Genomic DNA, 16,706 nt, shown 5'->3' on the forward strand with positions numbered 1-16,706 from the left:
ATGTTTCCTAAAAAATTGATTTTAAAAACCATAATAATCCTTTTTATTATAAGCTTCAAAATGATGGCTCAAAATGATCTTGTTATTAAAGACCAAACGATAAACAAAAATGTAATCACTATTGCATCCGAAAGTGAAAAACCTGCAGCAACATTATTAAAAAAGTATTTAGACAAGTCTTTTAAAAGTGCTTTTATTATCCAAAACACTTTTAATCAAGACTCCGAAAACACAACAATTCATCTTGAAATAAAAGCTTTAGAAGACAATACTACCTTTATAATTAAGAGTGATACTAGAGATATATTTCTGATTGCCCCTAATGCAAAACTGCTTCGTTATGCCGTATATACGCTTTTGGAAAAATGGGGTTTTAGAAAATTTACCGCACAAGAAACATACATTCCAAAACTAAACCTTGTTAAATTTCCAAAAAACAACGAAGAAATTAACAAACCCTCTTTTGAATATCGTGCTTTATTATATCCTGATGCATATGACGAAGATTTTAGAGATTGGCATAAATTAGACTGGCATATTGATGATTTTAGCGTTTGGGGACATTCCTTTAATATGCTTCTATCCGCTAAAGAATATTTCAAAACGAATCCTGATTTTTTTGCATTATACGAAGGTAATCGCAACACTGAATCACTTTGTATGACTAATGACACTGTAGTTGATTTAGTTATAAAAAAAATGACACAAGTAATTTCAGAACATCCAAATGCACAATTTTATTCTGTTAGTCAAAATGATGATGTCGTTTATTGTGAATGTACTAAATGTAGTACTATAAACCATAAACATGGAGGTCCGCAAGGCTCGCTTTATTATTTTTTAAACAAAATAGCAGTGCATTTTCCAAAAACAAAAATCACGACTCTTGCTTACTTACATACATTTAAACCACCAACAAATTTAAAGATACAACCAAATATTTATACCCTACTTTGCCCTATTGAGTTGAACAGAGGAAAAGCAATTGCTGACGATAATTATAGTAAACCATTTAGGAAAAATATTCAAGACTGGAACGCTGTCACTTCAAATTTATATTTATGGGATTATACCGTACAATTCTCAAATTACATGTCTCCTTTTCCTAACATCAATACCTTATCTGATAATTATAAATTTTTTAAAAAGAATAATATAAAAGGATTATTTGTGCAAGGATACGCTGATGTACCTGGTGACCTATCAGAATTAAGACAGTATCTTTTAGCTAAATTATTATGGAATACTGAAATCGACATTGATGCCACGACAGATGATTTTTTAAGGGGTTTTTATGGTAAAGCAGCGCCAAATGTTAGAAAGTATTTAAACCTATTAACTGAAAATCAACAAAAATCAAATGCTTATCTTGATATTTATTCAGGTCCTGTTCAAAGTCGCAATACTTTTTTGACACCAGAAGCAATGGATCAATATGACACTATTATTGACGCTGCTGAAATTGCAGTAGCTGATGATTCAATTTTAGCATCAAGAGTTCAAAAAATAAGATTAACGCTAGAATATGCTTTTTTTGAACAATCAAAATTTTATGGACAAGACAAGCACGGTATGTTTATTGTTAATCAAAATGGTACTAAAGAATTAAAAAAAGGGTTAAATGAAAGAGTATTAAATTTTACCAAAAAATGTACTGAATTAGGAATATACGAATTAAGCGAATCAGGAACAACACCTGAAAATTATTATAAAGAGTGGCTAGAGATATCTAATAATATAACCAGACATTTAGGTGAAAATTTAAAAGTGAATTTCTTGACCCAACCCGCTGAAGATTTTATAGGTAAAGGAAGCTACGGACTTGTAGACGGGACAAGAGGTTACAAAGATTTCAATATTAACTGGATTGGTTGGTACGGCAATAATCCCGAGATAGAAATAGAAACTAATAATACCGTTTTTAATCAAATAAAAATGAATTTTCTTGATGATCAAAGACATTGGATTTTTTTACCAAAAAAAATTACAGTTTATGGCTTCAAAAACAACAAATGGACATTTATCAACTCTAAAACAATTGGCGATTTAACTGAAAATTATGAAGTCAATATGTTAAATACGGAACTAAACAATAGTAAATTTAGTATTTTTGCAAAAATAAAAATAATTATTGAAAATCATGAGGATTTACCTATTTGGCGAAAGCGAAAACATAAAAAACCCATGGTCATGATCGATGAAATTGAACTTTACAATAAAACTGAAATAATAAAATGATTCCAAAAAAAATACTGATAATTGAAGACGACAGTCTAATTATAAAGATTTTAGATTTCATTCTAAAAAAAGAAGGGTATGAAACTCATATTTCTATAGACGGGAACGATGGTATTGCACAAATTGAGCTTTTTAAACCTGATCTAATCATAACTGATGTGATGATGCCGTATAAATCTGGTTTAGAAATTACAGCATTTTCTAAAAAAAATTATCCAAAAATACCGGTAATTATTGTTTCGGCACTTGGTAAAGAAGACCTTACTGTAATAGAAGGATTTAAACTAGGTGTCGATGATTTTGTTGCTAAACCATTTAATCCAATAGAATTAACATTGCGAGTAAAACGTTTCTTATTGTAATAAATTTTGGTAAAACACCAATAAACAATATATTACAATCGCCATAAAGTCATAACCCAACTATCCTTATAAAAACGTATCTTTGCAAAAAATATACGTTTTATGAGCACTTTTGAGCAATTTAATCTTCCTAAATCAGTACAAAAAGCAATTGATGATTTAGGCTTTACATCACCTACTCCCATTCAGGAAAAAACTTTTTCTGTAATTATGTCTGGAAGAGATATGATGGGAATTGCCCAAACTGGTACTGGTAAAACATTTGCCTACTTATTACCACTTTTAAAATTATACAAGTTTACGCCTGGCCACACTCCAAAAATTGTAATTCTAGTTCCTACACGTGAATTAGTTGTACAAGTTGTGGACGAAATCGAGAAATTGACTAAATACATGTCGGTTAGAACGATTGGTATTTTTGGAGGTGTAAATATCAACACTCAAAAAACAGCCGTTTATACTGGTTGTGATATTCTTGTAGGTACACCGGGTAGAATAATGGATTTAACATTAGATAATGTTATTCGTTTTGAGGAAATGCAAAAATTAGTTATTGATGAATTTGATGAAATGCTGAACTTAGGTTTCCGTGTGCAACTGACTTCTATCTTGGCTATGATGCCAAAAAAACGTCAGAACATTCTTTTCTCAGCTACAATGACTGAAGAAGTGGATGCTATCTTGAACGATTATTTTGATTACCCGCAAGAAGTTACACTTTCTGCTTCAGGAACACCACTTGAAAACATCAAGCAGATTACCTATAATGTTCCCAACTTTAATACAAAAATCAATTTACTAAAGCATTTATTAGCGACTAACGAAGACATGAGTCGTGTTTTAGTGTTTGTGAATAACAAGAAAATTTCTGATATGGTTCATGAACGAATCGAAGAAGATTTTGATGGTCAATTTGGAGTAATTCACTCTAATAAATCACAAAACTATCGTTTAACAACGATGGCAGAATTTCAAGAAGGAAATTTACGTGGTTTGATCACTACTGATATTATGGCTAGGGGTTTAGACATATCAAATATCACACATGTTGTTAACTTTGAAATGCCTGAAATGCCTGAGCTTTACATGCACCGTATAGGTAGAACTGGTCGTGCAGATAAAACGGGTACTGCATTAAGCTTTGTTACTCCTCGTGAAGAAGAGTTTAAAGTAGAAGTAGAAGTTTTAATGAATATGGAATTAGGCATCGATGCTTTTCCTGAAGAAGTCGAAGTTTCATTAAAATTAATCGAACCTGAGAAAGACAGACAACCGATGAAGTTCATGATGAAAAAAGTGAAACTTGAAGGTGATGGAGCGTTCCAAGAGAAGAGTAAGAAAAACAAAAAGGTAAACTTAGGTGGACCTGGAGTTACCAAGAAAAAAACACATGGTTCTGTAAACAGAAATATGTTAAAAATTCAAGCTCAAAAGAAGAAAAAGAAGAAAAAATAGTTTCTCTAAAATATAAAAAGTCCCGAAATCAACATTTTGATTTCGGGACTTTTTATTTATTACTGTTCTGTGAATACTAAACAAACTGGCGCGCACAACTCAATTCGTTTTCCAGTGTCAGTTAAGGCTCCGGTAATTATATCACGCTTAAAAACCACAACATTATTACTATACTGATGCGCGACTAATAAATAATTTCCAGTGGGGTCAATAGCAAAACTTCTAGGACCGTCACCTAATGTGCTTAGTTCTCCCTTAGATTTTAATTTTCCGTTTTTTAAGATTTCAAAAGTTGAAATTGTATTTGCCTCTCCCCTATTTGTAACATATAAAAATCTTCCATCAGGGGCTATTGCTATCGCCGCAGCAGTAAATTTCCCTTTAAATCCTTTTGTTAAAATAGATGTTGTTTGTATTTTTTTAAGTTGGCCTTCATTGTGACTGTAAACCGTTAAAGAGCCGTCAAGTTCATGCACTAAATACAAATACTTACCGTCATCACTAAATGTTAAATGTCTTGGTCCGCTTCCTGCTGCTACCTTCATGCTATCAACAAATTTCAAAGGAGTTTCTTTTGCATTAGCATCATAAGCGTAAGTAAATACCTGATCAGTTCCCAAATCAGTTGCTAAAACAAACTTTTTATCTGGCGAAAATTGTACCATATGTACATGAGGCCCTTCTTGTCTACTCGTATTTACACCTTTACCATGATGTTGCACTAGTTGTTTTATTTCGCCAATACTTCCATCGTTATTTTTTTCTAAAACGGTAATACTCCCTCCAGAATAATTTGCCGTAATAATATTCTTTTCATCATTAATTAAATAACAAGGATCAGCACCTTTAGTTTCTTGCTTATTTAATGGTGCAACTGTAGCTTTATTAGCTTTGTAACTAAAGGCGCTCACATAACTATCACTCCCATTTTCATTAACACTATAAATAAATTTATTATCAGTTGAAACCGATAAATAACTTGGATTTACAACTGCACTAGAACTGTTTTCATAACTAAAATCTCCCGTTTCTGAATTGAAATTGTAAAGGTAAATTCCGTTACTATCACAACTGTTTGTATAAGTACCTATTACTAAATTGAAATCTTTATTTTGTGCCTGAATAGTCGAAATTAGTAAAATTATAACAAATGTAAAATACTGCCTTTTCATGTTTTTAGCTTTTTTAATAGATAGCTAAAATACATATTATTCTAATAATGACATAGATTAATAAACAAGTTCAAAAAATTACAACAACATCAATTAAAACTGTGTACAAATTTGTATTTTTGAGTCATTAATTCAATGATAGCATTGAAAACAAAACCAGAAGAGATAAAGTACTATTTGAATGCAATTTAAAAATCCTGAAATTTTATATTTTCTGTTCTTATTAGTGGTGCCTATTTTGGTTCATTTATTTCAATTACGCCGTTTTAAAACGCAATATTTCACGAATGTTCGTTTTTTAAAAGCATTATCCATTCAATCTAGAAAGAGTGCTACAATAAAAAAATGGTTGTTACTTGCTTGTCGTTTGCTTTTACTAATTGCTTTACTAATTGCTTTTGCACAACCTTTTTATCTAGCCAAAGATGCTAAAAACGCTTCAAATGAGCTGTATATTATTCTTGATAATTCGTATAGCATGCAGGCTAAAGGTAAAAAAGGAGAACTACTGAAGCGTGCCATTCAAGAATTACTAGAAAACACAGCCGAAAAAACTCATTTCTCGTTACTTACTAATACAGATACTTACTGGAAAACAGATATCAAAGCCATAAAAAACAGTTTACAAAACTTAGATTATAGCGCAATTCCGTTTGAACTTGAAAACCAAATAACTAAAATAAAAGCGCATAAAACCGCATATAATAAAGACATTGTTATTATTACAGATGCTTTAGACTTAAGTAGTAAACAATTAAACGGTATTGATAAAAAAGACAACACTTATTTTATAATTCAAAAATCAGAACAAAAAAACAATACAGCAATTGATAGCGTTTACATCAATAAAACAGTTGATAATTTTTACGAAATAAGCGTTAACCTTTCTCATTACGGAGATAAAGGACAAGCAATTCCTATTGCAATTTACAATCAAAATCAATTAATTGCAAAAACGCAACTTCGCTTTGAAACTGATAAACAAACCGCTCAATTCACTATTCCAAAAACTGCATTTAATGGTTTTGTAAGCATTGAAGATGGTGGATTGACTTATGATAACAAACTTTATTTTTCTATTGCTGATCTTAAAAAAAATAAGGTAACAAGTATTGGAGATCCTCAAAAAAGTAATTTCCTTAAACGAATTTACACTCCTGATGAGTTTAATTTTAAAGCTGTTTCATTAAACACACTCAATTATAATGATTTAGAAAACCAAGATGCCATTGTATTGAATGAATTAGAGGAGATTCCGCAAGCACTGCAAACAACCTTAAAATCTTTTGTCTCTAAAGGAGGAAATCTTATAATTATTCCTGCAACAAATAGCACGATTACGGCTATCAATCCGTTTTTAAAAACTTTTGGCTCCGTACAGTTTCAAAAAAAGGAAACTATTGAAAAACAGCTTACAAAAATCAACTTTAACCACCCTTTATTCAAAGATGTATTTGAAGGTAAGGTCAAGAACTTTCAATATCCTACTACAAAAACTTCTTTTCTACTTACGCCTTCTGGATCAGTGGCATTAGCTAACAACGATCAATCATCGTTTTTGAGTACTATTGCTAGTAATGGAGGGAATGTATCTGTTTTTTCGGCTGCGTTGAATATTGAAAATTCAAATTTCCAACAATCTCCTTTGATTGTGCCTAGCTTTTATAAAATGGCAATTAGCAATCAAAACAATACTATAAAAGCTTTTTCAATTGGTAATTCAAATACTTATTTTGTTACTGCTGCTATTTCAAAAGATGCGATTTTAACGGTGAAAAATAAAGACGAACAATTCATCCCTATTCAACAAGTATTAAATAATAAAGTAAAATTGCTTTTCAATGATTACCCATTACATGCGGGGAATTTTGAAATTTTAAAAGAAAATAAAAATATTGACGCCCTTAGCTTTAATTATTCCCGCACTGAGAGTAATTTGGCTCCAGCCAATTTAAAAATACTAGATAATTATAAAACAATCGATTCAATTGAAGCCGTTTACGATAGCTTGCAAAGCGACAGAACAGATAATCAAATTTGGAAATGGTTTGTTATCTTTGCACTGTTATTTTTGCTTAGCGAAATGGCAATTATCCGATTCATGAAATAAATAAGTTCCTTTTAATTCAGCACTTAACACAACACAGCTATGAAACTAATCATCAGAGAAGCAAAAATTATTGATACAAAAAGTCCCTTTCACAATCAGACTGTAGATATTTTAATTGCCGATGGTTTTATAAAAAAAATAGGCAGCAAACTGGCTAATCCTGATCAATTTGAAGAAATAACACAAGAGAATCTTCACATTTCACAGGGTTGGTTTGACAGCAGTGTTTCATTAGGAGAACCAGGTTTTGAAGATCGCGAAACAATTGCCAACGGATTGAAAGTAGCCGCAAAAAGTGGTTTTACAGGAATTGGTTTGCAACCCAACTCTTTTCCGGTTATTGACAATCAATCACAAGTTTTATTTGTAAAAAACAAAGCATTACAGAGTGCTACGGAGTTATTCCCAATAGGTGCTTTGACCAAAGGAAGTGAAGGAAAAGACATGGCGGAATTATTTGATATGAAAAATGCTGGTGCAGTAGCTTTTGGTGATTATAACAAGAGCCAGGCTAATGCCAATATGCTAAAAATAGCGTTACAATACGTACAGGATTTTGATGGATTGGTTATTGCGTACCCACAAGATGAAATGATAAAAGGCCATGGCGTGGTTAATGAAGGGATTGTTTCGACACGATTAGGATTAAAAGGAATTCCAAATCTAGCTGAAGAGTTACAAATTGCTCGTAATTTATTTTTACTCGAATATACGGGCGGAAAGCTACATATCCCAACTATTTCTACAGCAAAATCTGTTGCATTAATTAGTGAGGCTAAAGCCAAAGGATTAGCAGTAACCTGTAGCGTAAGTGTGCATCATCTTGTACTTACTGACCAAAAATTAGAACAATTTGACACTCGTTATAAAGTGACACCACCTTTAAGAACTGAAACTGATAGAAAAGCATTACTAGAAGGAGTAAACAATGGCACAATAGACATGATAACCTCTGACCACAACCCTATCGATATTGAGCATAAAAAAATGGAATTTGATGCCGCCAAAGATGGAACAATAGGTTTAGAAAGCGCTTTTGCAGCCTTAATGACCGTATTGCCTCTTGAAACTGTAATTAATAAACTAACTGCAGGAAAAAATGTTTTCAAAATTGAATCGAATACTATTCAAGAAGGAAGTAAAGCTAATTTGAGTTTGTTTAATCCTGAAGGAGAGGTCGTTTTTACAAAAAAATCCATAGTATCTAAATCTCTTAATTCGGCTTTCTTAGGATTAACTTTAAAAGGAAAAGCCTACGGAATAATAAATCAAGAACAAATAATATTAGCATAACACTATGAACAATACAATTGAAAAAGGAAAAACAGCTGCAATAACAAGTTACATATTAGGGATTGGCGTTTTTATTGCTATGTCTATGAATGCTGAAGACAAAAATGCGTTCGCTTCTTTTCACATTCGCCAAGGATTAGGATTAACATTAACCTTTATTTCTTTGGGATTAATCATTAGTAATTTTGACAGCTTATTGATCTCTGCTCCTATGTGGATTTGCATTTCTGTCCTATGGTCTTACGGAATTTTTAGCGCTATTAAAGGAGAAACAAAACCACTCCCTTTACTAGGTGATTTATTTCAAAAATGGTTTAAAAGTATCTCTTAAAATATAAAAAATGAAATTATCCTTAGAATATCTCATCAGAGAACCTAAAATAAAATTAGATAAAAACCCGTTATTGCTATTATTGCATGGATACGGTAGTAATGAAGAAGACTTATTCTCTTTTGCAACAGAACTTCCAGAGGAATATTATGTTGTTTCGGCACGTGCCCCTTACAACATGCAGTACGGCAGTTATGCCTGGTACGCAATTAATTTTGACGCAGACGAGAACAAATTCTCAGACAATGAACAAGCAAAATCATCACGAGATTTGATTTTGAAGTTTGTTGATGAATTAATCGCAACCTACCCTATTGATCCTAAAAATGTCATTCTTACTGGCTTTAGCCAAGGTGCTATATTGAGCTATGCTGTAGCATTATCGCATCCTGATAGAATAAGCAAAGTTGTCGCTTTGAGCGGATATGTAAATGACGAAATCATAGCTAATAATTATCAAAATAACGATTTCTCAAAATTAAAAATATTTCATTCTCACGGAACTGTAGATCAAGTTATCCCTGTTGATTGGGCAAGAAAAACAAGTCCGTTTTTAGAAAAATTAAACATCAACGCCACTTACAAGGAGTATCCAATAGGACATGGTGTTTCTCCTCAAAATTTTTACGATTTTAAAAGCTGGTTATTAGCATAAAAAAAAGGTTCTCAATTGAGAACCTTTTTTTAATTTATTTTTGATACAATAAAGACTGATTGACTTCAAATGAAATAGATTGATCATCATTTACAAAGTATTTCAATAAGACCTCTCCCCAGAGATTACCATCACTAAAGTCAGCGATAATCCAACGGTGATTTAATACTTTTACTTTATTAATTATAAACTTATTTGTTCCTATTTGATCTTGACCTGTATACGGATTTCCTTTAGGATTTGCGTTAAGATCTAATAATCGTTCGGTAACAAATGGAATCAATTTTTGATGCTGAATAATTTTCGATCCATCAGCTGATTCAAAATAATTTTGTGCGTTTTCATTTTTTTCTAAAGAAAAGTAATTCGCATCAACTAATTTATTATTTACAGATTTTAAACTGTCTTTTAGTTTTGTAGTAACCTTATCGTATCGTTCTTGTTCAAAAGCTACTTGTTTACTATAAAACATGAACGTAAAAATATTCATGAGTACTAAAAGAATGAATGCGTAAAGTAAAAAAGATTTTTTCATTGGGGTAAATTATAGTGTTATTTCTAAATTATCATAAGCCAAAAAAACATTCTCTGGCAATTTTTTTTGAATCTCTTCATGGAAACCTAATAAATGGCTAATATGTGTTAGATACGCTTTTTTTGGCTTGACCAAAGCTATGAAATCTAAGGCTTCTTCCAAATTAAAATGGGTATTATGTGGCGCCTCCCTTAAAGCGTTTATAACGAGTACTTCTAAACCTATTAATTTATCCGTCTCTTCTTTTTCTATCGTTTTCACATCAGTTAAATAAGCAAAATTATCAAAACGATAGCCAAAAACCTGTAAGCTGCCATGCATTACATTAATAGGAACAACCTTTTTATCTCCTAGAATAAAAGGTTGGTCATTAACAACCTCAATTGTTTTGACAGATGGAGCACCAGGATACCTATTTTCAGTTTCAAAAATGTATTCAAAACGTCTTTTTAAATTATCTATTACTCTTTGATGTGCATAAACAGGCATTTCGCCTTGCATGAAATTAAATGGTCTTATATCATCAAGGCCTGCTGTATGATCTGCATGTTCGTGTGTAAAAAGGATTCCATCAACTTTTTGACATTTAGCGCTAAGCATTTGTTGTCTAAAATCAGGTCCGCAATCGATAACGTAAGAATAAGAATCCCAACTAATCCAGATTGCAACTCGAAGTCTTTTATCCTTACTATCAACACTTTGACAAACGGGATGATTGCTTCCTATGACAGGAATTCCTTGTGATGTACCGGTACCTAAGAAATATACTTTCAATGTGCTTATAATTTTTTACAAAAATAGGATTAATTCTCTTTCATTAGAAACCTATTTAGTTAACTTTGTATCCTATTAGCCATATTTAAAATAAAATGGATACTCAAATAAAACTGAAAGGTGACAAAGTCATCGCACAAATTCCTTCGATAAAAGACAAAGCACTACGTATAAATTTGAATGAAAATATATATGGAACCTTTGCTGAGATAGGTGCTGGACAAGAAACTGTGAGGCATTTTTTTAGATCAGGTGGATCTTCTGGAACTATTGCAAAAGCGATGTCTGCATACGATAAAGACTTCAGTGATGCCATTTATGGTATTGAAGAAGATGGTCGTTATGTAACTGAAAGCCGACTTAAAAGAATGATCACTATGGAAGGTGAGCTAGTTGAAAAGCGTTTAAGTAGGGAAAAGCACCCTAATAAAATGTTTTTTAGCTACGCTAATACTGTAGCAACGATTGATTTTGCAAAACAATTTAAAGGACACGGTTGGGTAGGTATTCGCTATCAAATTGAGCCTGATGAGGATTATAACGAAATCATTCTTCACATTCGTTTTAAAGAAACTGATGCAAGATTGCAACAAGAAACACTTGGGATTTTAGGAGTAAACCTTATATATGGTGCTTTTTACAAATACAATGACCCAAAACGCTTATTACGTTATTTATATGACCATTTAGACAAAGACCAACTTGAGATTGACACAATCAACTTCTCTGGTCCTCGTTTTGCTGATGTAGACAACCGTTTAATGAGTTTACAATTAGTTAAAAACGGAATGACTGATGCCGTAATGTTTGACCCTAACGGAAAAAATATCCTTCCGGCAGCTATTCTTTACAAGAAAAACATCCTTGCATTAAGAGGAAGTTTCCGTCCGGTTACTAAGGTAAACATGGACATGTATGAGAAATCATTAAAAATGTTTATTGAAGAAAATAAAGTAGAAAAAGAAAATACCTTAGTGGTTTTTGAAATTACCCTTTCCAACCTTCGCTCTGACGGAGAGATTGATGAAAGAGATTTCATGGATCGAGCCGAATTACTATGTTCGCTAGGTCAAACCGTAATGATCTCTAATTTTCAAGAATACTATAAGGTAGTTGAATATTTTGCTAATTATACTAAAGCCAGAATGGGATTAGCCATGGGCGTAAATAACTTAGTAGATATTTTTGACGAAAAATATTACCGCCATTTAAGTGGAGGAATACTTGAAGCTTTTGGGAAATTATTTTACCGTGATATGAAAGTATTTTTATATCCAATGTCTGATGAAAATGGAGAAATCATTAATTCTGACAATCTAAAAGTACATCCTAGAATGAAAGAATTGTATAAATTCTTTAAATTCAATGGTAAAGTAATTGATATTGATGATTATGATCCTGAAACTTTAGAGGTTTTTTCTCGCGAAGTACTAAAAATGATTAATGAAGGAAAACCAGGATGGGAACCAATGTTACCTTCAGGAATTGCCGAAATCATTAAGGAGCACTACCTTTTTGGGTATGATCCAAATAAGATTTTAAAAGAAATCAACTAGACTATTTACAAAAAAAAATAATTTAACTATATAATAATCACGCAGATGAACTGTTATATTTTGGGTGTTATTAGTTTATTTTCTCACTTTGATAACTCAAGTGCGAATTTAAGAAAAGAACTTAAATTAAATTCAATAGATAAAAATCACGAAATTGCATCATCACTTGATGATGCAAAAAGTGACTTTCGTTTAAGCAAAAATACATCCCGTAAAATTGTTTTTTTAGAAAAATTAGACAGTACAAAACATAGTACAATAACAATCGGCGAAATTGCCACTAACATCAATACCCTTTCTGATGTTAATAGCGATAAGCCAACTGGAAAAATCAAAACTAAAGGTATTGTAACTTATAGAATTTTTTTTACTGGTAAAATTGAAAAAGAAATCCCTAAAATCATAAAAAAAGGGAATGAAAATAAATACAAATACGTTTACATTGATAAAAAATGTAATGAATTTGATTTAGGTGACTATACGTTCAAGAAAACTCCTGTATATAGAGGTACTAAAGATGAATTTGTAAATCTTATTAATTTAGAAGAAGTACCCAAGTATTTCAAAAAAGGCAACCATCAATACCACTTCAATATCGATTCGGAGCGATCTTATGTGAATGAAAGAACATTAGCTAGTTTTTTTGGCGCGATGCTTGAAGTTAATTATTTAGACATTAGCTGCAATGGTTTTAGCCACGAAGATGGCTCCAGTAGACCTAGCCGAAGTCATATTAATGGCAATAATGGCGATTTTAAATACCTAAGAATTAATAAAACTATGAAATGCGGCTCCGGAACTAGTTTAAATATTAGTAAATCCCCTGATGCACTCGACGTTACACGACAAAACAAATGGATTGATGCCTTATACAAATTTGGCTGGAAACAAATGCTCGGTTGGTCTTATACTATTGATAAAAAAACTGAATATTTACATCACATTACACATAAAACAAAAAATCACCATCATCATTTGCATGTTCAAAGTTACGAACCACAATTTAAAGAAATAAAACTATGAAAAAAGCAGCTTTATTATTACTATTAATAGTCGTTTTTTCATGTAAAAAAGAAGGTGAAAAATCTACCAATACCAAAACAGAAATAGCTAAAACAGATAGTATTGTTTATAATACTAATGATTTTCAGCCACATTTAAAATTAGAAGATGAGTTTAGTGAATTTGAATTAACTGGACTTAAAAATCCTGAAAAGTTCACCGCTGTAGAGCTTACTTATCCGATAAAAGAGAATGAATTTGATTTTAAAAAATCAGCTGACTTTGATTATTTTACCGTTAATGATTTTAATGTAGACAAAACAAAATGTAAAATAATCGCATTTTCATCTTATGGAGAAAATGACTCAAAAATAGTTAATTTGCAATTAAACAGTTATCAATCAGGCGAACAAAAAGATGCTTTATTACTTGATTGTAGGTTCACTTTTGAAACGGAATACTACCGTAATTTTGAAATTAAAAAAGACGGTACTGTTATCATAAAAAAAATTGCTGTTAATGGTTTACTTTACAATAATGAAGGTGATATTACAGGTGAGAAAGCAGTAAATGACACAACCACTGAAGTTGTAAAATATAAAATGAATGCTAATGGTCAGTTTGTAAAGTTTTAATTTTACACTTATTACTCTAGCAACCAAATATAAAAAAGGCTCTAAGTGAAATTTAGAGCCTTTTTTTTGTATTATTTCAAAATTTGCGCAGCGTGCTCTTTTGTTTTTACTTTTTCGATTACTTCATCTATGATTCCGTTTTCATCGATTACAAAAGTGGTTCTGTGAATTCCGTCGTATTCTTTACCCATGAATTTTTTAGGTCCCCAAACTCCAAATGCTTCGATTACTGCTTTATCTTCATCGGCTAATAAAGGAAAAGGAAAATTGTATTTTTCTTTAAACTTAGCTTGTCTTGCAGCAGGATCTGCACTTACTCCTAATAACGCATAATTATTAGCTTCAAAACGTTTAAAGTTATCTCTTAAGTCACATGCTTCTGCAGTACAACCTGGCGTACTTGCTTTTGGGTAGAAAAAAACAACTAGTTTTTTTCCTTTATAATCAGCTAGTTTATGTGCATTTCCGTCTTGATCTACTCCTGAAAAAGCGGGTGCTTTATCTCCTTTTTTTAATGTTGTCATAAGTTTGTATTTTATTTATACGCGTTGTTAACCGCAAGATTTATTATTTTTTAACTTGTTGTATCAAATTTATATACTGCTTTATGCCCCAGATGGTCGTGGAAAGCCCGGACTGAAAAAACCTATTTTTTTCTTGGTAAAAAAGAGCGACCATAGGAAGCTCCTTATTTACCTTAGAAAAAAAGGTTTTTGAAGGAGGACTTGTAACATACAGCTGGATTAGGCACATGATAAAAATTATGCTATTTTTACAAGATATAAAATTACAAAAATGACTAAGCAAGAACGGGTAACATTTGTTATAAATACGTTAAAAGAATTATATCCTACCATCCCAATTCCGTTAGATCATAAAGATCCTTATACGTTGTTGATTGCGGTTTTGCTTTCGGCGCAATGTACTGATGTACGTGTGAACCAAATTACGCCTTTGTTGTTTGCTAAGGCTGATAATCCTTATGATATGATCAAAATGTCTGTAGAGGAAATCAGGGATATTATACGTCCTTGTGGGCTTTCGCCAATGAAATCTAAAGGCATTCATGGCTTGTCACATATTTTAATCGATAAACATAACGGTATTGTTCCCCAGAGTTTTGAATACTTAGAAGAATTACCTGCAGTGGGACATAAAACCGCTAGTGTAGTGATGTCACAAGCCTTTGGAGTTCCTGCTTTTCCTGTAGATACACACATTCACCGATTGATGTATCGCTGGAATTTAACCAATGGTAAAAATGTTGTACAGACTGAAAAAGATGCCAAACGTATTTTCCCAGAGGAGATATGGAACGACCTCCACTTACAAATTATTTGGTATGGAAGGCAATATTCTCCAGCTCGCGGTTGGGATTTAGAAAAGGATATTATTACCAAAACAATAGGTAGAAAAACAGTTATAAACGACTATCATAATAAATAATCAACTCTTTTACACAAGCGTTTGTTTAGAAAAAACTCAGTTTGATCATGATATTTTTTCCAGCTGCTATGGCTGTTTTATTATCTACGAATCTAATAGTGTACAAATTAGGATTAGTTGCTAATTGTTGCCAAGAATCGCCGCTATCATTTGAATAATAAACTCCCGAAGTACCAACACTCACTAAAGATTTACCTTTACTATTAGGTACATATTGTACGCAAGAACTGTAACCAAAACCACTGTTTTCAGCGACTAATTCCCATGTCTTTCCGCCATCACTAGTACGTGCTTTATTCCCGTAATTTTGATCTGGTTTTTCATAATTTCCACCAGCAACAAAACCATTTTTAGCATCATAAAAATCGGCCGTAAAGATGCCTGTCATTGCTTCGCCTTGTACTATAGGCGTGCTGTGTTTTTGCCATGTTTTTCCTTTATCAAGGGAGATAATTACGTTTGCCTTTTTACCTCCACTCACAATCCAAGTAGTGTTGTTTTTTATAACGATATTTGTATTACTAGCTGCAAAAGCGGCTTCGCCTTCATCAACTTTAGGTAATGCATCACAATTCACTTTTTGCCAAGTATTTCCACCATCTCTGGTTATAATAACCGAAAGACAATTTTCAATAGGATCCCCCATTGCGATTCCCTCTTTATCATTCCAGAATTTCATGCTATCGTAAAACACTTTTTCATGCTTTTCTTGATATACTACATTAACCATTAAATCTTTCTTATTTATTTTATACAGCATGGCTGGATTTGCGACATTTAAGATAAATAATGACGTACTATTTTGAGCGATACTTCTAAATTCAAGATTTTCTACTGGAATTATGTTTTCAACTTTATGGGTACTTTTTAAATTGTAATATCCATAACGTGAATTATTAGCTGCGTACCAAACTTTATCTGCATCAATAGCAATTGCTCGAATGCTTATTTTATCTTCAAAAAGCGTGTCTATTTTTACTGCTGTGTATTTTTTTGAAGCGGTAGCTCGGTTTTTAGTATTGGACATTTTGCAACCAGCAAGAACAAAAAGACAACTTAATATTAAAAGATAATTTTTCATTTAGGAATATATTTTGAGCTAATTTACAATTTAAAATAAAACTCGCAATTAAGAGTGAAAA

The 16,706-nt window shown here is 31.9% G+C and carries 16 protein-coding genes; 11 read left to right on the forward strand and 5 right to left on the reverse strand.

The genetic code is table 11. From position 1 onward, the window contains the following. The 3 genes from HNP99_RS09755 to HNP99_RS09765 all read left to right on the forward strand — a co-directional run bounded on the left by HNP99_RS09755 (position 1) and on the right by HNP99_RS09765 (position 4,055). Positions 1-2,238, forward strand: a complete 2,238-nt coding sequence (locus HNP99_RS09755) for a DUF4838 domain-containing protein (protein WP_254596845.1) — start codon at positions 1-3, stop codon at positions 2,236-2,238. Further along, a complete protein-coding gene (locus tag HNP99_RS09760; protein ID WP_173853189.1) occupies positions 2,235-2,600 on the forward strand; it encodes a response regulator transcription factor in 366 nt (121 codons plus the stop codon). The genes HNP99_RS09755 and HNP99_RS09760 overlap by 4 nt, the downstream gene beginning before the upstream one ends. A 102-nt stretch (positions 2,601-2,702) precedes the next feature. Next, positions 2,703-4,055 carry a DEAD/DEAH box helicase gene (locus HNP99_RS09765; protein ID WP_173853190.1) on the forward strand — a complete coding sequence of 451 codons (1,353 nt, stop codon included), beginning with the start codon at positions 2,703-2,705 and terminating at the stop codon, positions 4,053-4,055. Positions 4,056-4,114: 59 nt separating this feature from the next. Here the strand turns inward: HNP99_RS09765 and HNP99_RS09770 are convergent, their stop codons facing one another. After that, positions 4,115-5,227, reverse strand: a complete 1,113-nt coding sequence (locus tag HNP99_RS09770; protein WP_173853191.1) for a lactonase family protein — start codon at positions 5,225-5,227, stop codon at positions 4,115-4,117. Between the two features lie 181 nt (positions 5,228-5,408). Here HNP99_RS09770 and HNP99_RS09775 point away from each other — a divergent pair, with 181 nt between their 5' ends. Genes HNP99_RS09775 through HNP99_RS09790 form a run of 4 tightly spaced genes read left to right on the forward strand, consistent with a single transcriptional unit; the run spans position 5,409 to position 9,616 of the window. After that, positions 5,409-7,337, forward strand: a complete 1,929-nt coding sequence (locus HNP99_RS09775) for a BatA domain-containing protein (protein WP_173853192.1) — start codon at positions 5,409-5,411, stop codon at positions 7,335-7,337. Positions 7,338-7,376: 39 nt separating this feature from the next. Continuing rightward, positions 7,377-8,630 carry a dihydroorotase gene (locus tag HNP99_RS09780; RefSeq protein ID WP_173853193.1) on the forward strand — a complete coding sequence of 418 codons (1,254 nt, stop codon included), beginning with the start codon at positions 7,377-7,379 and terminating at the stop codon, positions 8,628-8,630. Between the two features lie 4 nt (positions 8,631-8,634). After that, a complete protein-coding gene (locus tag HNP99_RS09785; RefSeq protein WP_173853194.1) occupies positions 8,635-8,961 on the forward strand; it encodes a hypothetical protein in 327 nt (108 codons plus the stop codon). A gap of 10 nt (positions 8,962-8,971) precedes the next feature. Further along, positions 8,972-9,616, forward strand: a complete 645-nt coding sequence (locus HNP99_RS09790; RefSeq protein WP_173853195.1) for an alpha/beta hydrolase — start codon at positions 8,972-8,974, stop codon at positions 9,614-9,616. 34 nt (positions 9,617-9,650) lie between these two features. On the opposite strand, the gene HNP99_RS09795 is transcribed toward HNP99_RS09790, so the two are convergent. Beyond that, positions 9,651-10,151 carry a hypothetical protein gene (locus HNP99_RS09795; RefSeq protein WP_173853196.1) on the reverse strand — a complete coding sequence of 167 codons (501 nt, stop codon included), beginning with the start codon at positions 10,149-10,151 and terminating at the stop codon, positions 9,651-9,653. A gap of 9 nt (positions 10,152-10,160) precedes the next feature. Further along, positions 10,161-10,925 (reverse strand): MBL fold metallo-hydrolase, encoded by a 765-nt coding sequence (locus HNP99_RS09800; RefSeq protein WP_173853197.1) that lies wholly within the window; start codon positions 10,923-10,925, stop codon positions 10,161-10,163. Between the two features lie 95 nt (positions 10,926-11,020). On the opposite strand from HNP99_RS09800, the gene HNP99_RS09805 reads away from it, so the two are divergent. The 3 genes from HNP99_RS09805 to HNP99_RS09815 are packed head-to-tail and all read left to right on the forward strand — an operon-like array spanning position 11,021 to position 14,118. Continuing rightward, positions 11,021-12,481, forward strand: coding sequence for a TonB-dependent receptor (locus tag HNP99_RS09805; RefSeq protein WP_173853198.1), 1,461 nt, complete (start codon positions 11,021-11,023; stop codon positions 12,479-12,481). A gap of 45 nt (positions 12,482-12,526) precedes the next feature. Beyond that, entirely contained in the window at positions 12,527-13,504 is a 978-nt protein-coding gene (locus HNP99_RS09810; protein ID WP_173853199.1) for a hypothetical protein, read from the forward strand. After that, complete coding sequence (locus HNP99_RS09815; protein WP_173853200.1) at positions 13,501-14,118, forward strand: hypothetical protein; 618 nt, start codon at positions 13,501-13,503, stop codon at positions 14,116-14,118. The genes HNP99_RS09810 and HNP99_RS09815 overlap by 4 nt, the downstream gene beginning before the upstream one ends. A gap of 71 nt (positions 14,119-14,189) precedes the next feature. Here HNP99_RS09815 and bcp read toward each other — a convergent pair whose 3' ends face one another. Beyond that, positions 14,190-14,642, reverse strand: coding sequence for a thioredoxin-dependent thiol peroxidase (gene bcp, locus HNP99_RS09820; protein ID WP_173853201.1), 453 nt, complete (start codon positions 14,640-14,642; stop codon positions 14,190-14,192). 271 nt (positions 14,643-14,913) lie between these two features. On the opposite strand from bcp, the gene HNP99_RS09825 reads away from it, so the two are divergent. Continuing rightward, the gene (locus HNP99_RS09825) at positions 14,914-15,564 is read left to right on the forward strand and encodes an endonuclease III domain-containing protein (RefSeq protein WP_173853202.1); all 651 of its coding nucleotides are present in this window, start codon (positions 14,914-14,916) and stop codon (positions 15,562-15,564) included. A 25-nt stretch (positions 15,565-15,589) separates the two neighbouring features. On the opposite strand, the gene HNP99_RS09830 is transcribed toward HNP99_RS09825, so the two are convergent. Further along, positions 15,590-16,645: a WD40/YVTN/BNR-like repeat-containing protein gene (locus HNP99_RS09830; protein WP_173853203.1), complete on the reverse strand. Its 1,056-nt coding sequence runs from the start codon at positions 16,643-16,645 to the stop codon at positions 15,590-15,592. Positions 16,646-16,706 lie beyond the last annotated feature (61 nt).

The sequence above is a fragment of the Flavobacterium gelidicaeli genome, from assembly GCF_013294005.1.
Classification (GTDB): domain Bacteria; phylum Bacteroidota; class Bacteroidia; order Flavobacteriales; family Flavobacteriaceae; genus Flavobacterium.